Here is a 17,309-nt window from a genome sequence, read left to right as displayed (position 1 = left end):
AATTACATAAAAATCTTTATTTTATAATAAAAACCATCATATTGAACATTTAATTTCTCAATAAATTTCTGAAAAAATTTTATTAAGAAATTTATTTAAAAATAACTATTTACATCTTTTTCTCTAAACAACGCTTCCTTCAAACATAAATCATACCGATATAACTATATGAAAAAAGGACATATGCCTACTATTAAGCATATGTCCTCTCATAATTAAAATTTACTATTAACCTTTTTATTAGTTTTATTATTTCACCACAAACCGAGTCTCACTACAACCATTCTTCTGCTTCGTTACCTCTAAAACTGCTGGCATTGCGTTTTTCAACTCTTGAACGTGTGAAATAACGCCAATAAATCGTCCTGATTTTTGTAAATCAATCAATGCATCGATCGCTTTTGTTAATGACTCTTCATCTAGCGAGCCAAATCCTTCATCGATAAACATGGTTTCGATAGAAATACCGCCTTCATATGCCTGGATCACATCTGCCATACCAAGTGCTAGACAAAGCGATGCATTAAATTTTTCCCCGCCAGACAATGTTTTTACGTCACGTGTTTGACCTGTATATGCGTCATATACATCTAATCCTAGTCCACTTTGACGATTTCGTTTTTCAACTCTTTCACTTCGTTTTAAATAGAACTGGCCGTTTGATAGTTTACGAAGTCTTTCGTTAGCAATTTGAACAATTTGTTCTAAATACTCAATTAAAATGTAACGTTCAAACGAAATACGACTTTCGTTATCCCCTTTCATGACTTCATATAAATCAACAAGTTCTTGGAAAGCTTTTTCTTCTTCATGAATTTGTTCATCAATTCGTCTAATGTTTTCATGCAAATCGGTAATGTATGCAACTGCACTTTGGGCACGCTGGCGCTTTTCTTTTGTAATATCAAGCTGAATTCCTAACTCTTTCATTTGTTCTTCTAGAGCTGTAATGTCCGTCCATTCTTTCCCGCTTAATTCATTTACTAGTTCCTCAATTTGTTTAGCCAATACTTCTAAGGATGAATAGTACTCTTGAATTTGCTCATGCAAATGCTTCATTTCTACATCTGTTAATTTTGCTTCTTTATAAGCTTGTTGGTCGATAAATCCACCTTGTTCAAGCTCTGTCGTAAAGCGAAGTAAAGTCTCTTCTTGCTTTTCTTTTGCATGACTTACTTGCTTTAGAGCACCATCATACTCAGCTTGTATGCGTATATTTTCATTTTGCCAATATTGATAAGCTTCTTGTACTTTCTTCCACTCCTCTTCCATAAAGCGAAGTGTGCTAACAGCTTGATCAAATTGTTTTTTCCAGGCTTCTAACGTTTGTAAGTCCTCATGGGTTTTTTGCTGATCATGTTCATAGGACGTACGAAGTTGCATGCACTCCATTTCAGTACGGTGCTGCATCACTTCAGCTTCGCGTTTTTGCTTCTGTAATTCTTCTACTTTTTCTTCTAATCCTTTTACACTTAACGCTAGCTGTTTACGTTTTTCTTCACTTTCCTTTAATGTGTTTACCTCAGCTGCTAGTTGTTTTCCGTTTTGCACTAGCGTACGGTATGTTTCAACTAACTCTTCTGAACGGTATCCTCGTTTTACGACTTCATCTATTACTTGCTCATATTGTAATCTGTAGAAATTCCATTTCTCTTCTACTTGAACATGTAATTTTTCAGCAACTGTTTTCTTTTCGCGCAGTTCATTTAGCTGTTTTTCATCAATGGAATCTCCACGTTCTGTAGCTTTCTTTGGATGATCTATGCTACCACATACAGGACAAGATTCACCTTCATGAAGATGAAGAGCTAACATTCCTGCTTGTTCATTTAACCAACGATGCTCCATCTCTTCATATGCTTTAACTGCAACTTCCATCTTTTGATTTGCAACTTCTTTTTCTTGCTCATATTTTTGCTTTTCTTGCCAAACGTCATATGCTTGCTTTAGTACTTTTGCATCTTCCCGCATATTTGTTAGCTCTTCTACTTTTGCTACATATTGCTCAAGTGCAACCTCTAGCTGTTGTAATTCTCCGGCAATTTGTTGTTTTTGAGAAATCTGTCCTTCTAGCTGTTTCTCAAACTTCTGAATACCTTCCTTCAATTTCCCACTTTGAAGTTCTGCCTGTTGCAATTTTGATTTTTTCTCTGCTAATGAAGCAATAATTGGCTGTAACTCTTCTAATCTTTGTACAGTTTTCTTACCTTCTTCACGAACAGACTCTTTACCCTTTAATTCTTCATATTTCTCATAAGCAAGTTCAAACGCCTTAACCGTCTTTTCTTTTTTTACAGATATTTGTTTCAATAATTGTTCAGCATTTTGTTCACTCTGTACCGCTTCTTCATACCATTGTTCAAATGGTAATAATCGTTTCGCTTGTTCAGCAAGTTTAAAGCGTTGTTCTTCTGTTTCTATTTGTTCTCGATTTGCTTGTAAAACTGCTTGTTTCTCTTGTTTTTGCTGTAAATCTTTGAACTTTTCATTAATAGACTTAGCTGTATGAAAACGATCTTCGGCTTTTTTTAATTGCTGCGTTTGCAATGTTTGCTGCGCTTGTAATTGTTCAACTTCCGCCTCATAGCAATTTTTTTCTTGTTCAAGCGCTTCGACTACTTGGTGCGTATTTACATGTTCCTGTTGAACTAATGTCTCTAATAGTGAATCATCTCGAACCGGTAATTTAAAAACATTACGGAAGTACAGTTCTCTTTCTTTTTGCTTTTCTTGTAAGACGTCTTTCCACTGTTTACGTTTTTGATCTAACAATTCACGCATTAATTTATAACGATCTGTTTTAAAAATACGACGTAAAATTTCTTCTTTATTTTCTGTTTCAGACGTTAATAGTTTTCGGAATTCTCCTTGCGGAAGCATAACAATTTGACTAAATTGATGTTTGCTAAGTCCGATTAACTCTTCAACCTTTTTGTTCACATCTGTCACATGAAAACGATCCACACATGGAACCTTCTCATCACCTATTACTTCATATAGCTCAACAGCATGCCCTGTAACTGTTTTATTCCCTTGTTTTTTATGACCGAGCTGTCTTTTTATTTCGTATTGCTTTCCTTTCAACTGGAAGGTTAATTCTACACTTGTGTATATATTATCATCAGCAAATTGGCTACGTAGCATACTCGTATCACTACGTTCTTCTCCGCTCGCTTCCCCATATAATACATAACAAATCGCATCAAATATCGTTGTTTTCCCAGCTCCCGTATTTCCTGAAATAGCAAAAATACGGTGATCGCCAAGATCGCTGAAATCGATAACTTCTCGCTGTTTATACGGACCAAATGCGGTCATAATAAGCTGAAGTGGTCTCATCCTCGTTCACCTTCCCGTTCCTGCACTGTTTGTAATACGTCTAAGAAAAGACGTTCTTTCTCTTCTGATAAATCTGAGCCCTTCATTTCTCTATAAAAAGCTTTCAAAAGGGATAGATCATCTGTTTTATGTCTAGAAACAGTAACTTCATTGGTTTCTGTAAATTCTCGTCTTTGCATAGAACGTTCAACATGCATAGCATTTGGATATACAGAACGAATTTTTTCCATTGGCTGCAGTACAGGATTTTCATCTAATAACTTTACGAAGACATAATCTTCACTTGTTGGATACTTTAATAAATCATCTATTTTCGCTTCTACTGTTCGCATTTGGCGACGAGGTGTAAATAAACGCTTTTCTATTTCCACTTGACCTGTTTCGTCTAATTCCACAATATAATACCCTTTTTTATGCCGCTCTTCAGAAATAGAATACGCAAGTGGTGAACCAGAATAACGAATCGTTTCATTACGTACAAAGTGCGCTTGGTGCAAATGCCCCAGTGCTGTGTAATGAAACTTATCAAAATAATGACTATTTACGTATTCAGCACCGCCGATGGAAAGCGGACGCTCTGCATCACTCGTATTTTCTTCTGCTTCACCTGAAGAAGTGACAAATGCATGGCCTACAAATATGTGTCTTGCTTCTTGATTCATCGTTTCTGAAAGTTCATTCATGAAAATACGCATCGCATCATCATGCGACCGAATATCTTCATTTTTCATCACATGTCTTACAATACTTGGATCCGCATATGGGATTAAATGAAAATGCACTTCCCCATACTTATCATGTAAAACAACTGGTTCATACGGAAATTGAAATTGGCCAACAATATGTAACCCTTGTTTTTTCATTAAACTGCTGCCAAAATGAATACGGTCTGGACTATCATGATTCCCTGCCACTGCAATTACTGGCGTTTGTAAATCAATCACTATCTTTTTTAATACATCATTTAGTAAATCTACTGCTTCTATTGGAGGAATCGCTCGGTCATACAAATCACCTGCAATAATTACGGCATCTGGTTTTTCTTCTTCCACAGCTTGAACGAACTGATCTAATACAATTCGTTGATCTTCGGTCATATACACACCGTGAACAAGTTTTCCTAAATGCCAATCCGCTGTATGAAAAAACTTCATCTTTTCCTTCCTTTCTCTCTTTTAATTTACTGATTGTAATGAAACCAGTTGGTAGTTAAGTGTTGTCTTCCCATCTTCCCACTCTAACTTTTGAACGATTGCACTACCGATTCTTTCTTGATCAGATTTATATAAAGGTAACATTTCATCCACAGCAAATAAATGATAACCGTCTAATATTAATTGAAATATATTTTCTTCTATATGTAATCTCATTTCTTTTTCATTTGAAATAATCTTTGTATGCATCTCAAATTTCATATAAATACAACCCCTTTTCCAGTTCTCTATACTTTAATAGTATAGCGGCTATTCACGATTGACAAGTGAATACATGATGAAGAATTCACTTTCACATTCATTTTATTTTTTTATGCTATATGTATTTTTTAAATTATAATACGGTATGTGAAATTAACAATATTTCATGTGGATTGGAAATTAAGTCACGATGTTTAAAATAGAATCGCTGATGTCGCGTGACCGTTTGGAAAAGAAGAATGAGCTGAATGTTCTACAAGTTGAATGATTTTATATGATACAAAAAACAGTCCCAATAAAAATATGATTCAATAAGTTTATTAATATCCTAAAGTCAAAGCAATAATAGCTTAAAAAGCAAGTATACAGAAAGCAATTTTAGAAAAGCAGGTAAACAGTAATATGAATTCACATCTTCAAATTCCGGTATAAATTGTTTAATTTCATAAAAATAAAAATGCCTTTTCAGGCATCTTTATTTTTGCAAATACTCTTTCATTATATAGTACAATACAGTTATTAAAACAATTGCTATAAAAAATGAGAATGATGCCACGATATATCCATCTTTATTTAACACATAACACAGTGAGATAGATAATATAAAAACCGGAAATACGAGACGTACTTTATCTTTAATTTCTTCTGTCGTATCTGTACGATGAAAATACTGTGTAATTCCTACCATGAGAGAAGACAAAATAATAACCGATAATAGCAAAGGCCCTGGCATTCCGATCTCCCCTTTCTCTACTCCTATTATATACAAACTCTCACTTCGTTAAAAGCAAGACAATTCAGTAAATAAAACAAAGTGAAGTTGCTATCCATATTGAATTCATTCCAATTACTCACTTTCTTTCAAATTAAATATGGTATATAGTATTCCCTTCATTTTCAAGTTACAAACAATACCCCTACATTTTAAATGACTGATGTTGTAATATTCATTTTCATATGTTGAAATCCTGCAAATATAACTCGTCAAAATATGCACCATTCTAAAAAGTATCTAGTCCGACGTCTAAATGTCCATTTGTTTAGACAGTTAGACACTTTATTACTGGCATTTCTTCTTAATTAAGGACATTAAAACTGGCACGCTACTTGCAATATCAAATAAATTATAAAGGACATTTTAGCTTGTATCGAGAAATAAGAATGAGAAGATATATAAGAGGAGGATTCAAAATGACTGAAAATGTTTTATTTTCCATTCACGAAAATGGCGTCGCGTCAATCACTTTAAATCGCCCAAAAGCACTTAACTCTTTATCTTATGATATGTTACATCCGATTGGTCAGAAACTAAAAGAATGGGAAAAAGATGATCGTATTGCCGTAGTAATCTTGAAAGGTGCTGGCACGAAAGGATTTTGCGCTGGCGGTGATATAAAAACATTATACGAAGCACGTTCAAATGAAGTTGCATTACAGCATGCTGAACATTTTTTTGAAGAAGAATACGAAATAGATACTTATATATATCATTATCCAAAACCAATTATTGCTTGTTTAGATGGAATTGTAATGGGTGGTGGCGTCGGTCTTACGAATGGGGCAAAATATAGAATTGTAACAGATCGTACAAAATGGGCCATGCCTGAGATGAACATTGGTTTTTTCCCAGACGTTGGAGCTGCTTATTTCTTAAACAAGGCTCCTGGGCAGACTGGTCGGTATGTTGCGTTAACAGCATCTGTTTTAAAAGCTGCTGATGTATTATATATAAAAGCTGCTGATCATTATATGCCATCGGAAACTTTACCTACTTTCCTAGATGCAGTCGAAAAGGTAAATTGGCATGATCAAAATATACATATCACTTTAAAAGAACTCATTAATAAATATGAAACAGCTCCTAGTGTAGAAAGTGAACTTGTTTCCTTATTAGAAGAAATTGATCAACATTTTTCATTCCATACAGTTGAAGATATCATCCATTCATTAGATAATGCTGACGGATCCTTCGCTTCAAAAACGAAAGAAACATTACTATCAAAATCTCCGTTCTCATTAAAAGTAACATTAAAACAACTTATTGACGGAAAGGAAAAATCGATAGAAGAATGCTTTGCAACAGATCTCGTGCTCGCTAAAAATTTCATGAGGCACGAAGATTTCTTTGAAGGAGTACGTTCAGTCGTTGTCGACAAAGATCAAAATCCAAAGTATAAATATAAACAATTAAGTGATGTTTCAGATGAAGATGTCAATCGCTTCTTCAATCTGCTTAATGCCTAATCAAAAAGCTAGATGAAAGCAACCTATTTGCTACTTCATCTAGCTTTTTTCCTTCTAGACATATGTATTATGTATCTTCATTATCAGAACGATGGAGGCGTTACAGCGAATAAAATAACGGCATCTTGATCAAATAGATTCTCCCATTTATGTTTCATGTAAGAAGGGATTTTCACACTATCCCCGGGGTATAAAGTATATATATCTTGCTGTAAATACAAGATAATCTGTCCTTCTAAAACATGAGCAATTTCCTCTCCTTTATGCTCTAAAAGTTTTTCGGAGGAAACAGAATTAGGTGGCAAAGTCATTAAAGATACTGCCAAAGCACCCGTTAAATCTGGTGATAATAATTCATAGGATAAATTTCCTACGATCATTTTTTTACGTGCATTCGCTCTTATAACTAGATCATCCGTGTTCGTATCTTCAATGAGAAAACTAAAAGTTGGAACTTCTAAAGCCTTGGCTAGCAATTTCAATGTTTGAATCGAAGGATTAGCTAATCCACGTTCAATTTGACTTAACATAGAAGGTGTTATTTCTGCCATTTTAGCTAACTCTCGCATACTCAGCTCCTTATATTCCCGAAGCTCTTTCACCTTTTTTCCGATATTTATATTTTCCATACCTCATGCTCCTTCAAACAATATGATAGATATATTTTAACATACTTAAATTTTATTTATCATATCACTTAAATTGTGTTAAACTATTTTTAATTAAATTTTCTGAAAAACAAGCACAGAAAGGTGGAGTGATTGTGGAGAACTATCTTCTTTTTATTATCATGTCTATTTGTCTTATTATTTTACCCGGGCCTGATACTGCAATGGCTACAAAAAACACTCTTACTTCAGGAAAAATAGGAGGTGTAAAAACGGTTTTCGGCACATGTATCGCCCTTTTAATTCATACTTTAGCGGCTGTAATTGGGCTTTCCGCTATCATTGTTAAATCTGCTCTCTTATTTTCTATTTTTAAATATGTTGGTGCCTTTTATCTAGTCTATTTAGGAATAAAAGCACTTTTATCTTTAAAAAGCAAAAACAGCATAGATACAAATGAGTTACCTATGAAACGTACAGATGAAAACAGCTCTTGTTTTCGCCAAGGGTTTCTTACTAATCTTTTAAATCCTAAAGTCGCTGTATTCTTTTTGACCTTTTTACCACAATTTTTAAATCCTAACCATAATACATTCATTCAATTTCTAACCATGGGTCTTACCTATCTCGTTTTAACCGTGATATGGTTTGCCTTTTATATCTTCTTAATTGATAAAATCAGTGTTTTCATGAAAAAACCAGCTACTCAAAGATACATCCAAGGAGTTACTGGTATTGTATTAATTGGATTTGGCATCAAATTAGCTTTTGAAAAGAATAGTTAACGATGAAAAGTACACCCCTCTCTAATGGAGGCCACTGAAAAAGTCCTTATAGTTAAAAAAGTGAACTCAAACATAGACACGGGTATGATATGGCATCTTCCTCGGGTCTCATTGGCATGCAAATGCAAGGAGCAATGGCAATATTCGCTGTTAACTTAAAACGAATTATGACCTTATTAAAAGGAAAACAGTAACAAAAATATAGAGAGAAAGGCGACTTTTCGTTCAAAACTGAACGAAAAGTCGCCTTTTTTGTTTTACACGTGTTTTATGAGATGAAAAACGAAAGTTTTTCAGTGGCCTCCTCTAATGAGGGGTGTACTTTTTGTACATGTATATGCTATTCATCTATTAAAACCAGCGCTCTGTCACAACTTTTTTACGTGTATAGAATTGAACACCGTCTGTTCCATTTGTTCCAAGATCACCATAGAAGGATGCTTTATTTCCAGCAAATGCGAAGAATGCCATCGGTGCTGGAACGTTAACGTTTACGCCAATCATTCCTGCATCGATATTATCACGGAATGTTTGCGCATGTTTACCGCTTGATGTATAAATAACTGCACCATTTGCAAATTTGGATTGATTTGTAAGTTTAATGCCTTCTTCTAAATCTTTTACTCTCACAATACTTAAAACTGGAGCAAAAATTTCATCTTGCCAGATTTTCATAGCTTGATTCACACCATCAAAGATTGTTGCTCCAACAAAATATCCTTCACGGGCTTCTTCATTAATTTTACGACCATCTACTAATAAAGTAGCCCCATCTGCTACACCACTATTAATATAGCCTAGTACACGCTCTTTATGAGATTCACGAATTAATGGACCTACATAATTATCTTCATGGAAACCATCGCCAACTTTTAATTTACGTGTTTCCGCTACTAGTACATCAATAAACTCATCAGCAATTTCATCCACAACAGCTACAACAGAACATGCCATGCAGCGCTCTCCACTGCTCGCAAATGCAGAACCAATAACACCTTGTACTGTTTTTTCAAGATTGCAATCTGGCATAACAATCGCATGATTTTTCGCTCCTGCGAGTGCTTGTACTCGTTTTCCATATTTTGTTCCTGTTTCGTATACATAACGTGCAACTGGCTCAGATCCAACGAATGAAACCGCTTGAATGTCCTTATTTTCTAGAATGCTATTTACAACGTCTTTTCCGCCTTGCACTAAATTTAAAACTCCTTTTGGGAAACCTGCTTCATAGAATAACTCTACCAGTCTCTCAGCTAAAAGTGGTGTTCTTTCAGATGTTTTTAATACGAATGTGTTACCGCAAGCAATTGCTAATGGGAACATCCATAATGGAATCATCATCGGGAAGTTAAACGGTGTAATACCAGCAACAACTCCAATTGGGTAACGCCAAATCGAACCATCAATTCCACCTGCAATGTTCGGGAGTGCTTGCCCCATCATTAAATTTGGTGTTGATGTTGCCAATTCTACAGCCTCAATACCACGCTGTACTTCACCACTCGCATCTTTTAATGTTTTTCCATTTTCTAATGTGATAATTTTCGCAAGCTCATCTTTATTTTCTTGCAAAAGTTGTAAATATTTGTATAGCTGTCTTGAACGATTTGGAACCGGCACTTTAGACCATGTTTCATAAGCTGTTTTTGCAGCTTCAACAGCACGCTCCACATCTTCTTTTGGAGAAAGCGGAACATAAGCGATTATTTTCCCAGTTGCAGGATTTGGAACAGCTTCAACTTCCGTACCAGTAGATTCTACCCATTCACCATTAATATGATTTTTCACTCGTTTAATTTCTGTTGTAATCATTGTATTCGCTCCTTTTTTATTGTTATAAGTTCGAATTGTTTCTCACAATTTATAATTCGACGCTATAACCATTCATTATTCATGACTAGAGATTACTTGTTCACTTATCTTCTTATATAAAGCAGCCATGTCTTTTTCCCCATACCCCGCTTTACCCGCTTCATCATACAAGTTCAACAGCATTTCACTTACTGGTAAGTGAAGTTCACTTTCTTTTGCTAAATCAACCGCAAATCCTAAATCTTTCTTTAATAGATTTACAGTAAAACCTGGCTCATAGTTTTCTGGTGCAATAAAGCTTTTATAGTTGCGCTCATAAATTCTACTTTGTCCGTAACTCACATTTAGAATATCAAACATTTTCTCTAAATCCATATTGTTTTTCTTCGCTAAAGTCAAAGCTTCACTTACACCCGCTGTGTAGAAACCTATCAATAAGTTATTAATAAGCTTTACAGTCGTGCCACTATCAATTTGTTCACTTACATGAAACACATTTGCCCCTAATACTTCCATCACTGGTAAACCTTTTTCATATACTTCTTTTGATCCACCGACCATAAAAGTTAATGTGCGATTTTCTGCTCCAATCACCCCACCACTAACCGGCGCTGCTAAGAAATCTACTTTTTTATCATTAGCAGCTTCTGCTAATCTTTTATTCAATTGCGGTGCTACTGTACTGGTATCAATTAGAACAACATTCGGATGACTATTCTCAATTAAACCCTCTTCTCCAAAATAAACCGCTTCCACATCTCGCGGAGATGGTAAACTTGTAAAAATCAAATCACATGTTTCTGCCAAGTTTGCAATTGATAAGCCGATGATTCCTCCATCTTTCTCAAAAGAAGCCTCAGCATCTTTATTTAAATCGACGCCATATACAGTGTAATTTGATTTAACTAAATTTTTAGACATTGGAAGGCCCATATTACCTAAACCAATAAAACCAATCTTTTTCATATTGTTCTCCTCCTATTTAAACAATATATTTTCCGCGATTTATAATGGCTTTTGCAATTTCTCTCTTTTTCATAAATATGTTCGTATATAGAGGTATTGACAGTTGACGAATTTCATCTAGAATAGCGTTTCTATTTTGCTCTTCTTGTACTGCTGCAGAAAGAAGAACCATTGCTGCTGATTCTACTTTACGATACCCTTCCTCACAAAGAACATCTGTTACGAACTGTTTTGTACGTTCTTTTTCTTCACCATTTTTACTCACTGCTTTCTTCGTACGTAAAAATGCTGATTCCATTACATACACATCTTTCAACATGTCTGCTAATACGCGTGAATATTCTTGTTCTTGCTCGATTTTTAATTCAGGAGTTTGAGATAGCGTTTTCAAAGATTGCTTCAATAACTGTTTCGATAATAAAATATAACGATGGTTTCGTTCTATATTTTCAAATGTGCCTTCGTCTACTTGATCTCCTATTTGCTTCGTTTGTTTCATTAACATTTTCGCAACTGTTAAGCGGTTAATTTCATTCGTTCCTTCAAATATACGGCTAATTCTAGCATCACGATATAATCGTTCTACTTCATATTCTTGCATATAACCGTAGCCACCATGAATTTGTACAGCTTCATCCACAATATTTCCTAGTGTTTCCGAAGCATTCACTTTATTAATGGCACACTCCATTGCAAATTGAGACATTTTCTGCATGATGCTTCCATCCCCATTTGTCTCATGAATTGCCTCGTCAATTACGCCTGCTGTTCGATAAGCTGCACTCTCTGCACCGTATGTAGCGATAATCATATTTGCAATTTTCTCTCGAATCATCGTGAAATCAACTAATTCTGTTTGAAACTGTTTTCGTTCTTTTCCGTATTGAACAGATAAACCAATTGCTTGTTTTGCTGTTCCAATATTTCCAAAAGCGAGTTTCAATCTAGCGAAATTGAGGATATTAAGGGCTACGTAATGACCCTTTCCAACTTCCCCTAATACATTTTCAACTGGAATTACAACATCCTCTAAAATGAGTGTCGCAGTCGAAGATCCTTTAATGCCCATTTTCTTTTCTTCTAAGCCAATTGAAACACCTTCACATGTTCTTTCGACAATAAATGCTGTCATTCCTTTATTTGTCTTTGCAAAAACAACATATACATCAGCCATATGAGCATTTGTAATCCACTGCTTTTCCCCATTTAATTTCCAAGTTGTTCCTTCTTCATTTAATACAGCGCTTGTTTTTGCACTTAATGCATCTGATCCAGCATTAGGTTCTGTTAATGCATACGCTCCAATCCATTCGCCTGATGCAATTTTAGGTAAGTATTTTTCCTTCTGCTCGTTTGTGCCATAGTATATATATGGCAATGTTCCTACACCAGCATGAATATTAAAGGAAACACTAAATGCTCCTGCATATCCCATCTTTTCTGCTACAAGGCCAGAAACTGCCTTTCCTAATTCGAACCCACCATATTCTTCTGGTACCTCTATACTTAACAACCCAAGTTCTCCGGCCTTTTCAAACAACCCGCGAGAAACTTGATAATTGTGCTGCTCGATATTTTCAATTTGAGGAACAATTTCCTGTTTAACAAACTGTTCTGTTGTTTTTGCGATTAAATCTTCATCACCTGAAAAATCTTCCGGTGTAAAAAAAGTTGTATTAAGATTCTTATTCAGCGAAAAAAATTCGTCCCATTGCAACTTTGTTTTCTCCATCTGTATCCCCCTATCATTTCGGTCTTCATTTTCTTTATATGCAAAATCTATGCCAAACTAAAAACTTGATAGAACCTGGGCTAAATAAATAGAAAACGTAAAACTGTCTAGACAGTTTTACACTGTTTATAACAATTTGCCTAGATTTTGAATCGTGATAATTTGTTATAAAGAGTCGCCCTAGAAATCCCTAACAATGCTGCTGCCTTTGACTTATTCCCTTTTGCTTCTTTTAAAACGCGTTCAATTAATCCTCGCTCTTCCTCTTCACGTACCACTTTCATCGCTTCTTGCTTTGCTGGTAAAGACTGAATCATAGGTACTAATTTCTTCTGTTCCATATCCCGATAATAGAATTCTTCTGGTAAATCCTTAGCTCGTATATGTACATCATCCGATAGTGCAAATAGTCTTTCTAACACATTGATTAATTCCCGAACATTTCCTGGCCAATTGTAATGGAACATAAGGCGTAATACTTCTTTATCAAGTGTCTTTTCTTTAGCACCATACATTTGACATAACTTTTGTAAATGTTCTTCGACAATGAGTGGGATGTCTTGCTTTCGAAAACGAAGTGGTGGAATATGAATCGGAATAACATGAAGACGATGATATAAATCTTCTCTAAATGTACCTTCTCTAACCATTTGTTTTAAATCTTTATTTGTCGCTGCAATTAGCCTAAAATCAACTGGAATTGGATGTGTACCACCAATTCTTTCTATCTCCCTTTCTTGTAAAACACGTAAAATTTTCACCTGTGTTAATAGAGACATATCACCGATTTCGTCTAAAAATAACGTGCCATGATTCGCAAGTTCAAACTTTCCTGCTTTCCCGTTCTTTTTCGCACCTGTAAAAGCACCTTCTGCATAACCAAACAGTTCGGATTCTAGTAAATTATCAGGAATAGCAGCACAGTTCACACTGATAAATGGACCGTTTTTTGTTATACCTGTATCATGTATAGCTCTTGCAAATTGCTCTTTACCAACACCACTTTCTCCAGTAATTAACACAGACGCTTTCGACCCAGCTGCTTTTCGAGCCATTTTTTTCGTTTCAGAAATCGTCTGACTTTCTCCAAGAATATCTTCGAATCGAATTTGCTTCTTCTTCGGTTTAGAAAATAACGGTTTGACAGCACTATCTTTTTGATCAAACCTCTCTAGTATTTTATAAATATCTGAAATCCCTTCATGAATAAGCATGCCTACAGCACCTATCACTCTTCCTTGCTTCCAAATCGGCATCCGATGCACAACTAAATTTTGGCCTTGCAAACGATGCACTTGATTTCTTTCTGGTACCCCTGTTTTTAATACAACTGGAAGCCTCGTATTCTCAATTACATTTTCGGCCAGTTGTCCAATTGCTTCTTCTTTCGATACTCCGACAAAGCGGCTATACGTATCATTAAACATTTGAATGACGCCGTTTTCATCCACAATCGCAATGCCTTCATACGCAGTGTCGAAAGACAAACGAAACCATTCAATTAATTGTTGTGATTCTTTTAATTGCTGTTTTAGAAACTTTTGAAAAGCGAAAAGTTCAGGCTTGTCTATGATTCCTACAAGTACTCCGTCTTGTTCAGTTGTCACATAAAATGGTATATCCTGTAATTCGTTCATAGTTGTTTTCATACTACCCTTATTAATAGAATTAGTGACAATCATATGAACTAACATACTTTTATCACTTTTTTGTTGTATCCACTGAATACAATCTGTTAGTTTTACAATGCCAATCATTTGCTTTCCATCTAGCACAGGAAGTTCATCCTTTGATATTTTAATAAGAAGTTTAACTGTTTCAGTAATCGTATCGTTACTTCTCACAAACTGGAAATCTTGCTGCATCCATTTTTCTACAGAGAAATCTTTTGTAGAACTCATATCTTCTCACCTCTTGTATACAACAATTCAAATCATATAAAAAGGCGATGAATTCTCACATCAAGCAGTTGTTCTTGCCCAAGATGTCCCATCATCGCCTTTCTTCTCTGTTCTATTGATCTTCAGATAAAACTGTTTTTGCAATTCCGTTATCTAATTCCTCAAAATCATGATACGAAATTGTTTCATACAATTCACTTCTCGTTTGCATGTTAGATAACCCTTCTTTTTGTGAGCCTGTTTCTTTAATTAGCATAAACACACGCTCATATGCTTTTGCTGCAACGCGAAGTGATGTAACCGGATAAATCACCATTTGGAAGCCCATATTTGCAAATTCTTCTGCACTATAATATGGAGTTTTCCCAAATTCAGTCATGTTCGCAAGCAACGGAACATTTACTTTACTGTTGAACAAACGGAATTCTTCTTCGGATTGAAGTGCTTCCGGGAAAACAGCATCTGCACCTGCTTTTACATAAGCAATCGCTCTTTCAATTGCTGCATCTAATCCTTCTACACCGCGAGCATCTGTACGTGCTACAACAACAAGTGTTGGTGCTACTTCTTTAATCGCTTTAATCTTCTGTACTAATTCCTCAGTGGAAACAAGTTTTTTTCCATTTAAGTGTCCACATTTTTTCGGTAATTGTTGATCTTCAATTTGGACAGCGGCTACATTTGCTTCCACCATCTCTACAGCCGTTCTTGCTACATTTAACACTCCACCAAATCCTGTATCAATATCGACAAGAAGAGGTAAGTCCGTTGCTCTAACAAGATCTCTTGCTCTGTCAGCTACTTCAGTAGACGTTACAATACCTAAATCTGGCAAACCCTTACTTGCTGTATAAGCAGCTCCCGATAAATAAAGAGCTGAAAATCCAGTGTTTTTTGCAACAAGAGCAGCCATTGCATCATGAGCACCAGGGATTTGTAAAATTTCAGGTGCCTCTACTAAAGCTCGGAATCGATTAGCAAGCTCTTCTTGTGTTGACGGTTTATTCACAACCCAAGCCATTCTTATTCCCCCTATACTTAAATTAAGAAAAGATCTACAAATTCATTTACATTCATATTTTCTAACTTTTCTTCATTCAAACAAGCTTCATGAATTTTTTCTTGTTGTTTATTAGAATAATGAACAGCCATATTTGCAGAAAACTTTTGAACAACCTTTGGAATCGCTTCGTCTCTACGGAAACGGTGACCTAATGGGTATTCACACTCTACGTTTTCTGTTACTGTGCCATCTTTAAAATGAACTTGAACAGCGTTGGCGATTGAGCGCTTGTTCGGATCAAGGTAATCCAAACTATACTGTTTATTTTCTACAACAACCATCTTATTTCGTAATTCATCTACACGAGGGTCAAATGCAACTTCATCCTCATAGTCATCTGCAACGATATCGCCTTTTAATAGACCAATTGCAGTAATGTATTGTAAGCAATGATCGCGGTCAGCTGGGTTATTTAATAGACCTTCTTTATCAATAATACGAACCGCCGATTCATGTGTTGTAATTGTAATACGGTCAATTTCCTCTAATCGCTCTTTCACTTCTGGATGTAATTTCACTGAGCATTCTGCAGCTGTTTGAGCATGGAATTCTGCTGGATATGATACTTTAAACAATACATTTTCCATTACATAAGAATCTAAAGGTCTTGCTAATTTTAGTTCCTGCTTATTAAATAATACATCTTGGAATCCCCATCCTGGTGCAGATAACGCTGTTGGATAACCCATTTCACCTTTTAATGCAGTAAGTGCAAGGTAAACACCACGGCTTGTTGCATCCCCAGCTGCCCATGATTTACGTGAACCTGTATTTGGGGCATGACGATATGTACGAAGACTAGAGTTATCAATCCATGCATGAGACAATGCGTTAAAGATTTCTTCACGCGTGCCACCAAGCATTTTTGTAACAACTGCTGTTGTCGCTACTTTTACATATAATACATGGTCAAGACCAACGCGGTTTAAACTATTTTCTAATGCAAGTACACCTTGGATTTCATGAGCTTTAATCATCATTTCAAGTACATCGCGTACTTTTAATGGTTCTTTTCCTTCTGAAATACGAACGCGGCTCACATAATCTGCAACAGCTAAAATTCCACCTAAATTATCAGACGGGTGTCCCCATTCTGCAGCAAGCCATGTATCGTTATAATCCAGCCAACGAATCATACATCCAATATTAAAAGCACCGCGTACTGGATCAAGTACAAATGATGTTCCTGGTACACGTGTACCATTTGGCACAACTGTTCCTGGTACAACTGGTCCAAGGAGTTTCGTACATTCAGGATATTGCAGCGCTAAAATTCCGCATCCAAGCGTATCAAGTAACACATAGCGTGCTGTGCTAAATGCTTCTGAGCTCGTCACCTCTTTATTTAATACATAATCCGTAATCTCTTCTAAAATTGCATCTTTTTGTTTAATTTCATTTGTTTTAATCATGCTATCCTTCCCTTTCTGTCGAAAATTCGTTA

General features: G+C 35.6%; 13 protein-coding genes. 2 read left to right on the top strand and 11 right to left on the bottom strand.

Going from position 1 to position 17,309, the window contains the following annotated elements; all coding sequences use genetic code 11:
• Positions 1–249: 249 nt before the first annotated feature.
• The 4 genes from JDS96_RS20855 to JDS96_RS20840 form a co-directional block, all read right to left on the bottom strand.
• Positions 250–3,339, bottom strand: a complete 3,090-nt coding sequence (locus tag JDS96_RS20855; RefSeq protein ID WP_199667904.1) for an AAA family ATPase — start codon at positions 3,337–3,339, stop codon at positions 250–252.
• Positions 3,336–4,493 (bottom strand): exonuclease SbcCD subunit D, encoded by a 1,158-nt coding sequence (locus JDS96_RS20850; RefSeq protein ID WP_199667903.1) that lies wholly within the window; start codon positions 4,491–4,493, stop codon positions 3,336–3,338. Before JDS96_RS20850 ends, JDS96_RS20855 begins: the two co-directional genes overlap by 4 nt.
• 21 nt (positions 4,494–4,514) lie before the next feature.
• Positions 4,515–4,754, bottom strand: coding sequence for a DUF2584 family protein (locus JDS96_RS20845; protein ID WP_016114814.1), 240 nt, complete (start codon positions 4,752–4,754; stop codon positions 4,515–4,517).
• Positions 4,755–5,229: 475 nt separating this feature from the next.
• On the bottom strand, positions 5,230–5,487 hold the full coding sequence (locus JDS96_RS20840) for a hypothetical protein (protein WP_003197605.1): 258 nt from the start codon (positions 5,485–5,487) through the stop codon (positions 5,230–5,232).
• A 458-nt stretch (positions 5,488–5,945) separates the two neighbouring features.
• Between JDS96_RS20840 and JDS96_RS20835 the strand changes: the two genes are divergently transcribed.
• On the top strand, positions 5,946–6,998 hold the full coding sequence (locus JDS96_RS20835; RefSeq protein ID WP_199667902.1) for an enoyl-CoA hydratase/isomerase family protein: 1,053 nt from the start codon (positions 5,946–5,948) through the stop codon (positions 6,996–6,998).
• 83 nt (positions 6,999–7,081) lie between these two features.
• Here the strand turns inward: JDS96_RS20835 and JDS96_RS20830 are convergent, their stop codons facing one another.
• A complete protein-coding gene (locus tag JDS96_RS20830) occupies positions 7,082–7,627 on the bottom strand; it encodes a helix-turn-helix domain-containing protein (RefSeq protein ID WP_003197601.1) in 546 nt (181 codons plus the stop codon).
• A 131-nt stretch (positions 7,628–7,758) separates the two neighbouring features.
• Between JDS96_RS20830 and JDS96_RS20825 the strand changes: the two genes are divergently transcribed.
• Complete coding sequence (locus JDS96_RS20825) at positions 7,759–8,391, top strand: LysE family translocator (RefSeq protein WP_199667907.1); 633 nt, start codon at positions 7,759–7,761, stop codon at positions 8,389–8,391.
• A 351-nt stretch (positions 8,392–8,742) separates the two neighbouring features.
• Here JDS96_RS20825 and JDS96_RS20820 read toward each other — a convergent pair whose 3' ends face one another.
• The 6 genes from JDS96_RS20820 to prpD all read right to left on the bottom strand — a co-directional run bounded on the left by JDS96_RS20820 (position 8,743) and on the right by prpD (position 17,277).
• Entirely contained in the window at positions 8,743–10,203 is a 1,461-nt protein-coding gene (locus JDS96_RS20820) for a CoA-acylating methylmalonate-semialdehyde dehydrogenase (protein WP_199667901.1), read from the bottom strand.
• Positions 10,204–10,278: 75 nt separating this feature from the next.
• Positions 10,279–11,169: an NAD(P)-dependent oxidoreductase gene (locus JDS96_RS20815; RefSeq protein ID WP_199667900.1), complete on the bottom strand. Its 891-nt coding sequence runs from the start codon at positions 11,167–11,169 to the stop codon at positions 10,279–10,281.
• Between the two features lie 16 nt (positions 11,170–11,185).
• Entirely contained in the window at positions 11,186–12,901 is a 1,716-nt protein-coding gene (locus JDS96_RS20810; protein WP_199667899.1) for an acyl-CoA dehydrogenase family protein, read from the bottom strand.
• 140 nt (positions 12,902–13,041) lie between these two features.
• A complete protein-coding gene (locus tag JDS96_RS20805) occupies positions 13,042–14,802 on the bottom strand; it encodes a sigma 54-interacting transcriptional regulator (protein ID WP_144569518.1) in 1,761 nt (586 codons plus the stop codon).
• Positions 14,803–14,914: 112 nt separating this feature from the next.
• Complete coding sequence (gene prpB, locus JDS96_RS20800; RefSeq protein ID WP_006094816.1) at positions 14,915–15,823, bottom strand: methylisocitrate lyase; 909 nt, start codon at positions 15,821–15,823, stop codon at positions 14,915–14,917.
• Between the two features lie 17 nt (positions 15,824–15,840).
• The gene (gene prpD / locus JDS96_RS20795) at positions 15,841–17,277 is read right to left on the bottom strand and encodes a 2-methylcitrate dehydratase (RefSeq protein ID WP_199667898.1); all 1,437 of its coding nucleotides are present in this window, start codon (positions 17,275–17,277) and stop codon (positions 15,841–15,843) included.
• Positions 17,278–17,309: the final 32 nt, after the last annotated feature.

Source organism: Bacillus cereus group sp. N21, assembly GCF_016483395.1.
Taxonomy (GTDB): Bacteria; Bacillota; Bacilli; order Bacillales; family Bacillaceae_G; genus Bacillus_A; species Bacillus_A pseudomycoides.
Note: the sequence above shows the minus strand (reverse complement) of the source record. Positions and strands in the feature narration are given on the sequence as shown.

Excerpts from the sequence above, each read along its gene's own strand:
- JDS96_RS20845 (WP_016114814.1), bottom strand. The coding sequence starts at position 4,754 with ATGAAATTTGAGATGCATACAAAGATTATTTCAAATGAAAAAGAAATG.
- JDS96_RS20855 (WP_199667904.1), bottom strand. The coding sequence starts at position 3,339 with ATGAGACCACTTCAGCTTATTATGACCGCATTTGGTCCGTATAAACAG.
- JDS96_RS20850 (WP_199667903.1), bottom strand. The coding sequence starts at position 4,493 with ATGAAGTTTTTTCATACAGCGGATTGGCATTTAGGAAAACTTGTTCAC.
- JDS96_RS20835 (WP_199667902.1), top strand. The coding sequence starts at position 5,946 with ATGACTGAAAATGTTTTATTTTCCATTCACGAAAATGGCGTCGCGTCA.
- JDS96_RS20815 (WP_199667900.1), bottom strand. The coding sequence starts at position 11,169 with ATGAAAAAGATTGGTTTTATTGGTTTAGGTAATATGGGCCTTCCAATG.
- JDS96_RS20805 (WP_144569518.1), bottom strand. The coding sequence starts at position 14,802 with ATGAGTTCTACAAAAGATTTCTCTGTAGAAAAATGGATGCAGCAAGAT.
- prpB (WP_006094816.1), bottom strand. The coding sequence starts at position 15,823 with ATGGCTTGGGTTGTGAATAAACCGTCAACACAAGAAGAGCTTGCTAAT.
- JDS96_RS20810 (WP_199667899.1), bottom strand. The coding sequence starts at position 12,901 with ATGGAGAAAACAAAGTTGCAATGGGACGAATTTTTTTCGCTGAATAAG.
- JDS96_RS20820 (WP_199667901.1), bottom strand. The coding sequence starts at position 10,203 with ATGATTACAACAGAAATTAAACGAGTGAAAAATCATATTAATGGTGAA.
- JDS96_RS20840 (WP_003197605.1), bottom strand. The coding sequence starts at position 5,487 with ATGCCAGGGCCTTTGCTATTATCGGTTATTATTTTGTCTTCTCTCATG.
- prpD (WP_199667898.1), bottom strand. The coding sequence starts at position 17,277 with ATGATTAAAACAAATGAAATTAAACAAAAAGATGCAATTTTAGAAGAG.
- JDS96_RS20830 (WP_003197601.1), bottom strand. The coding sequence starts at position 7,627 with ATGGAAAATATAAATATCGGAAAAAAGGTGAAAGAGCTTCGGGAATAT.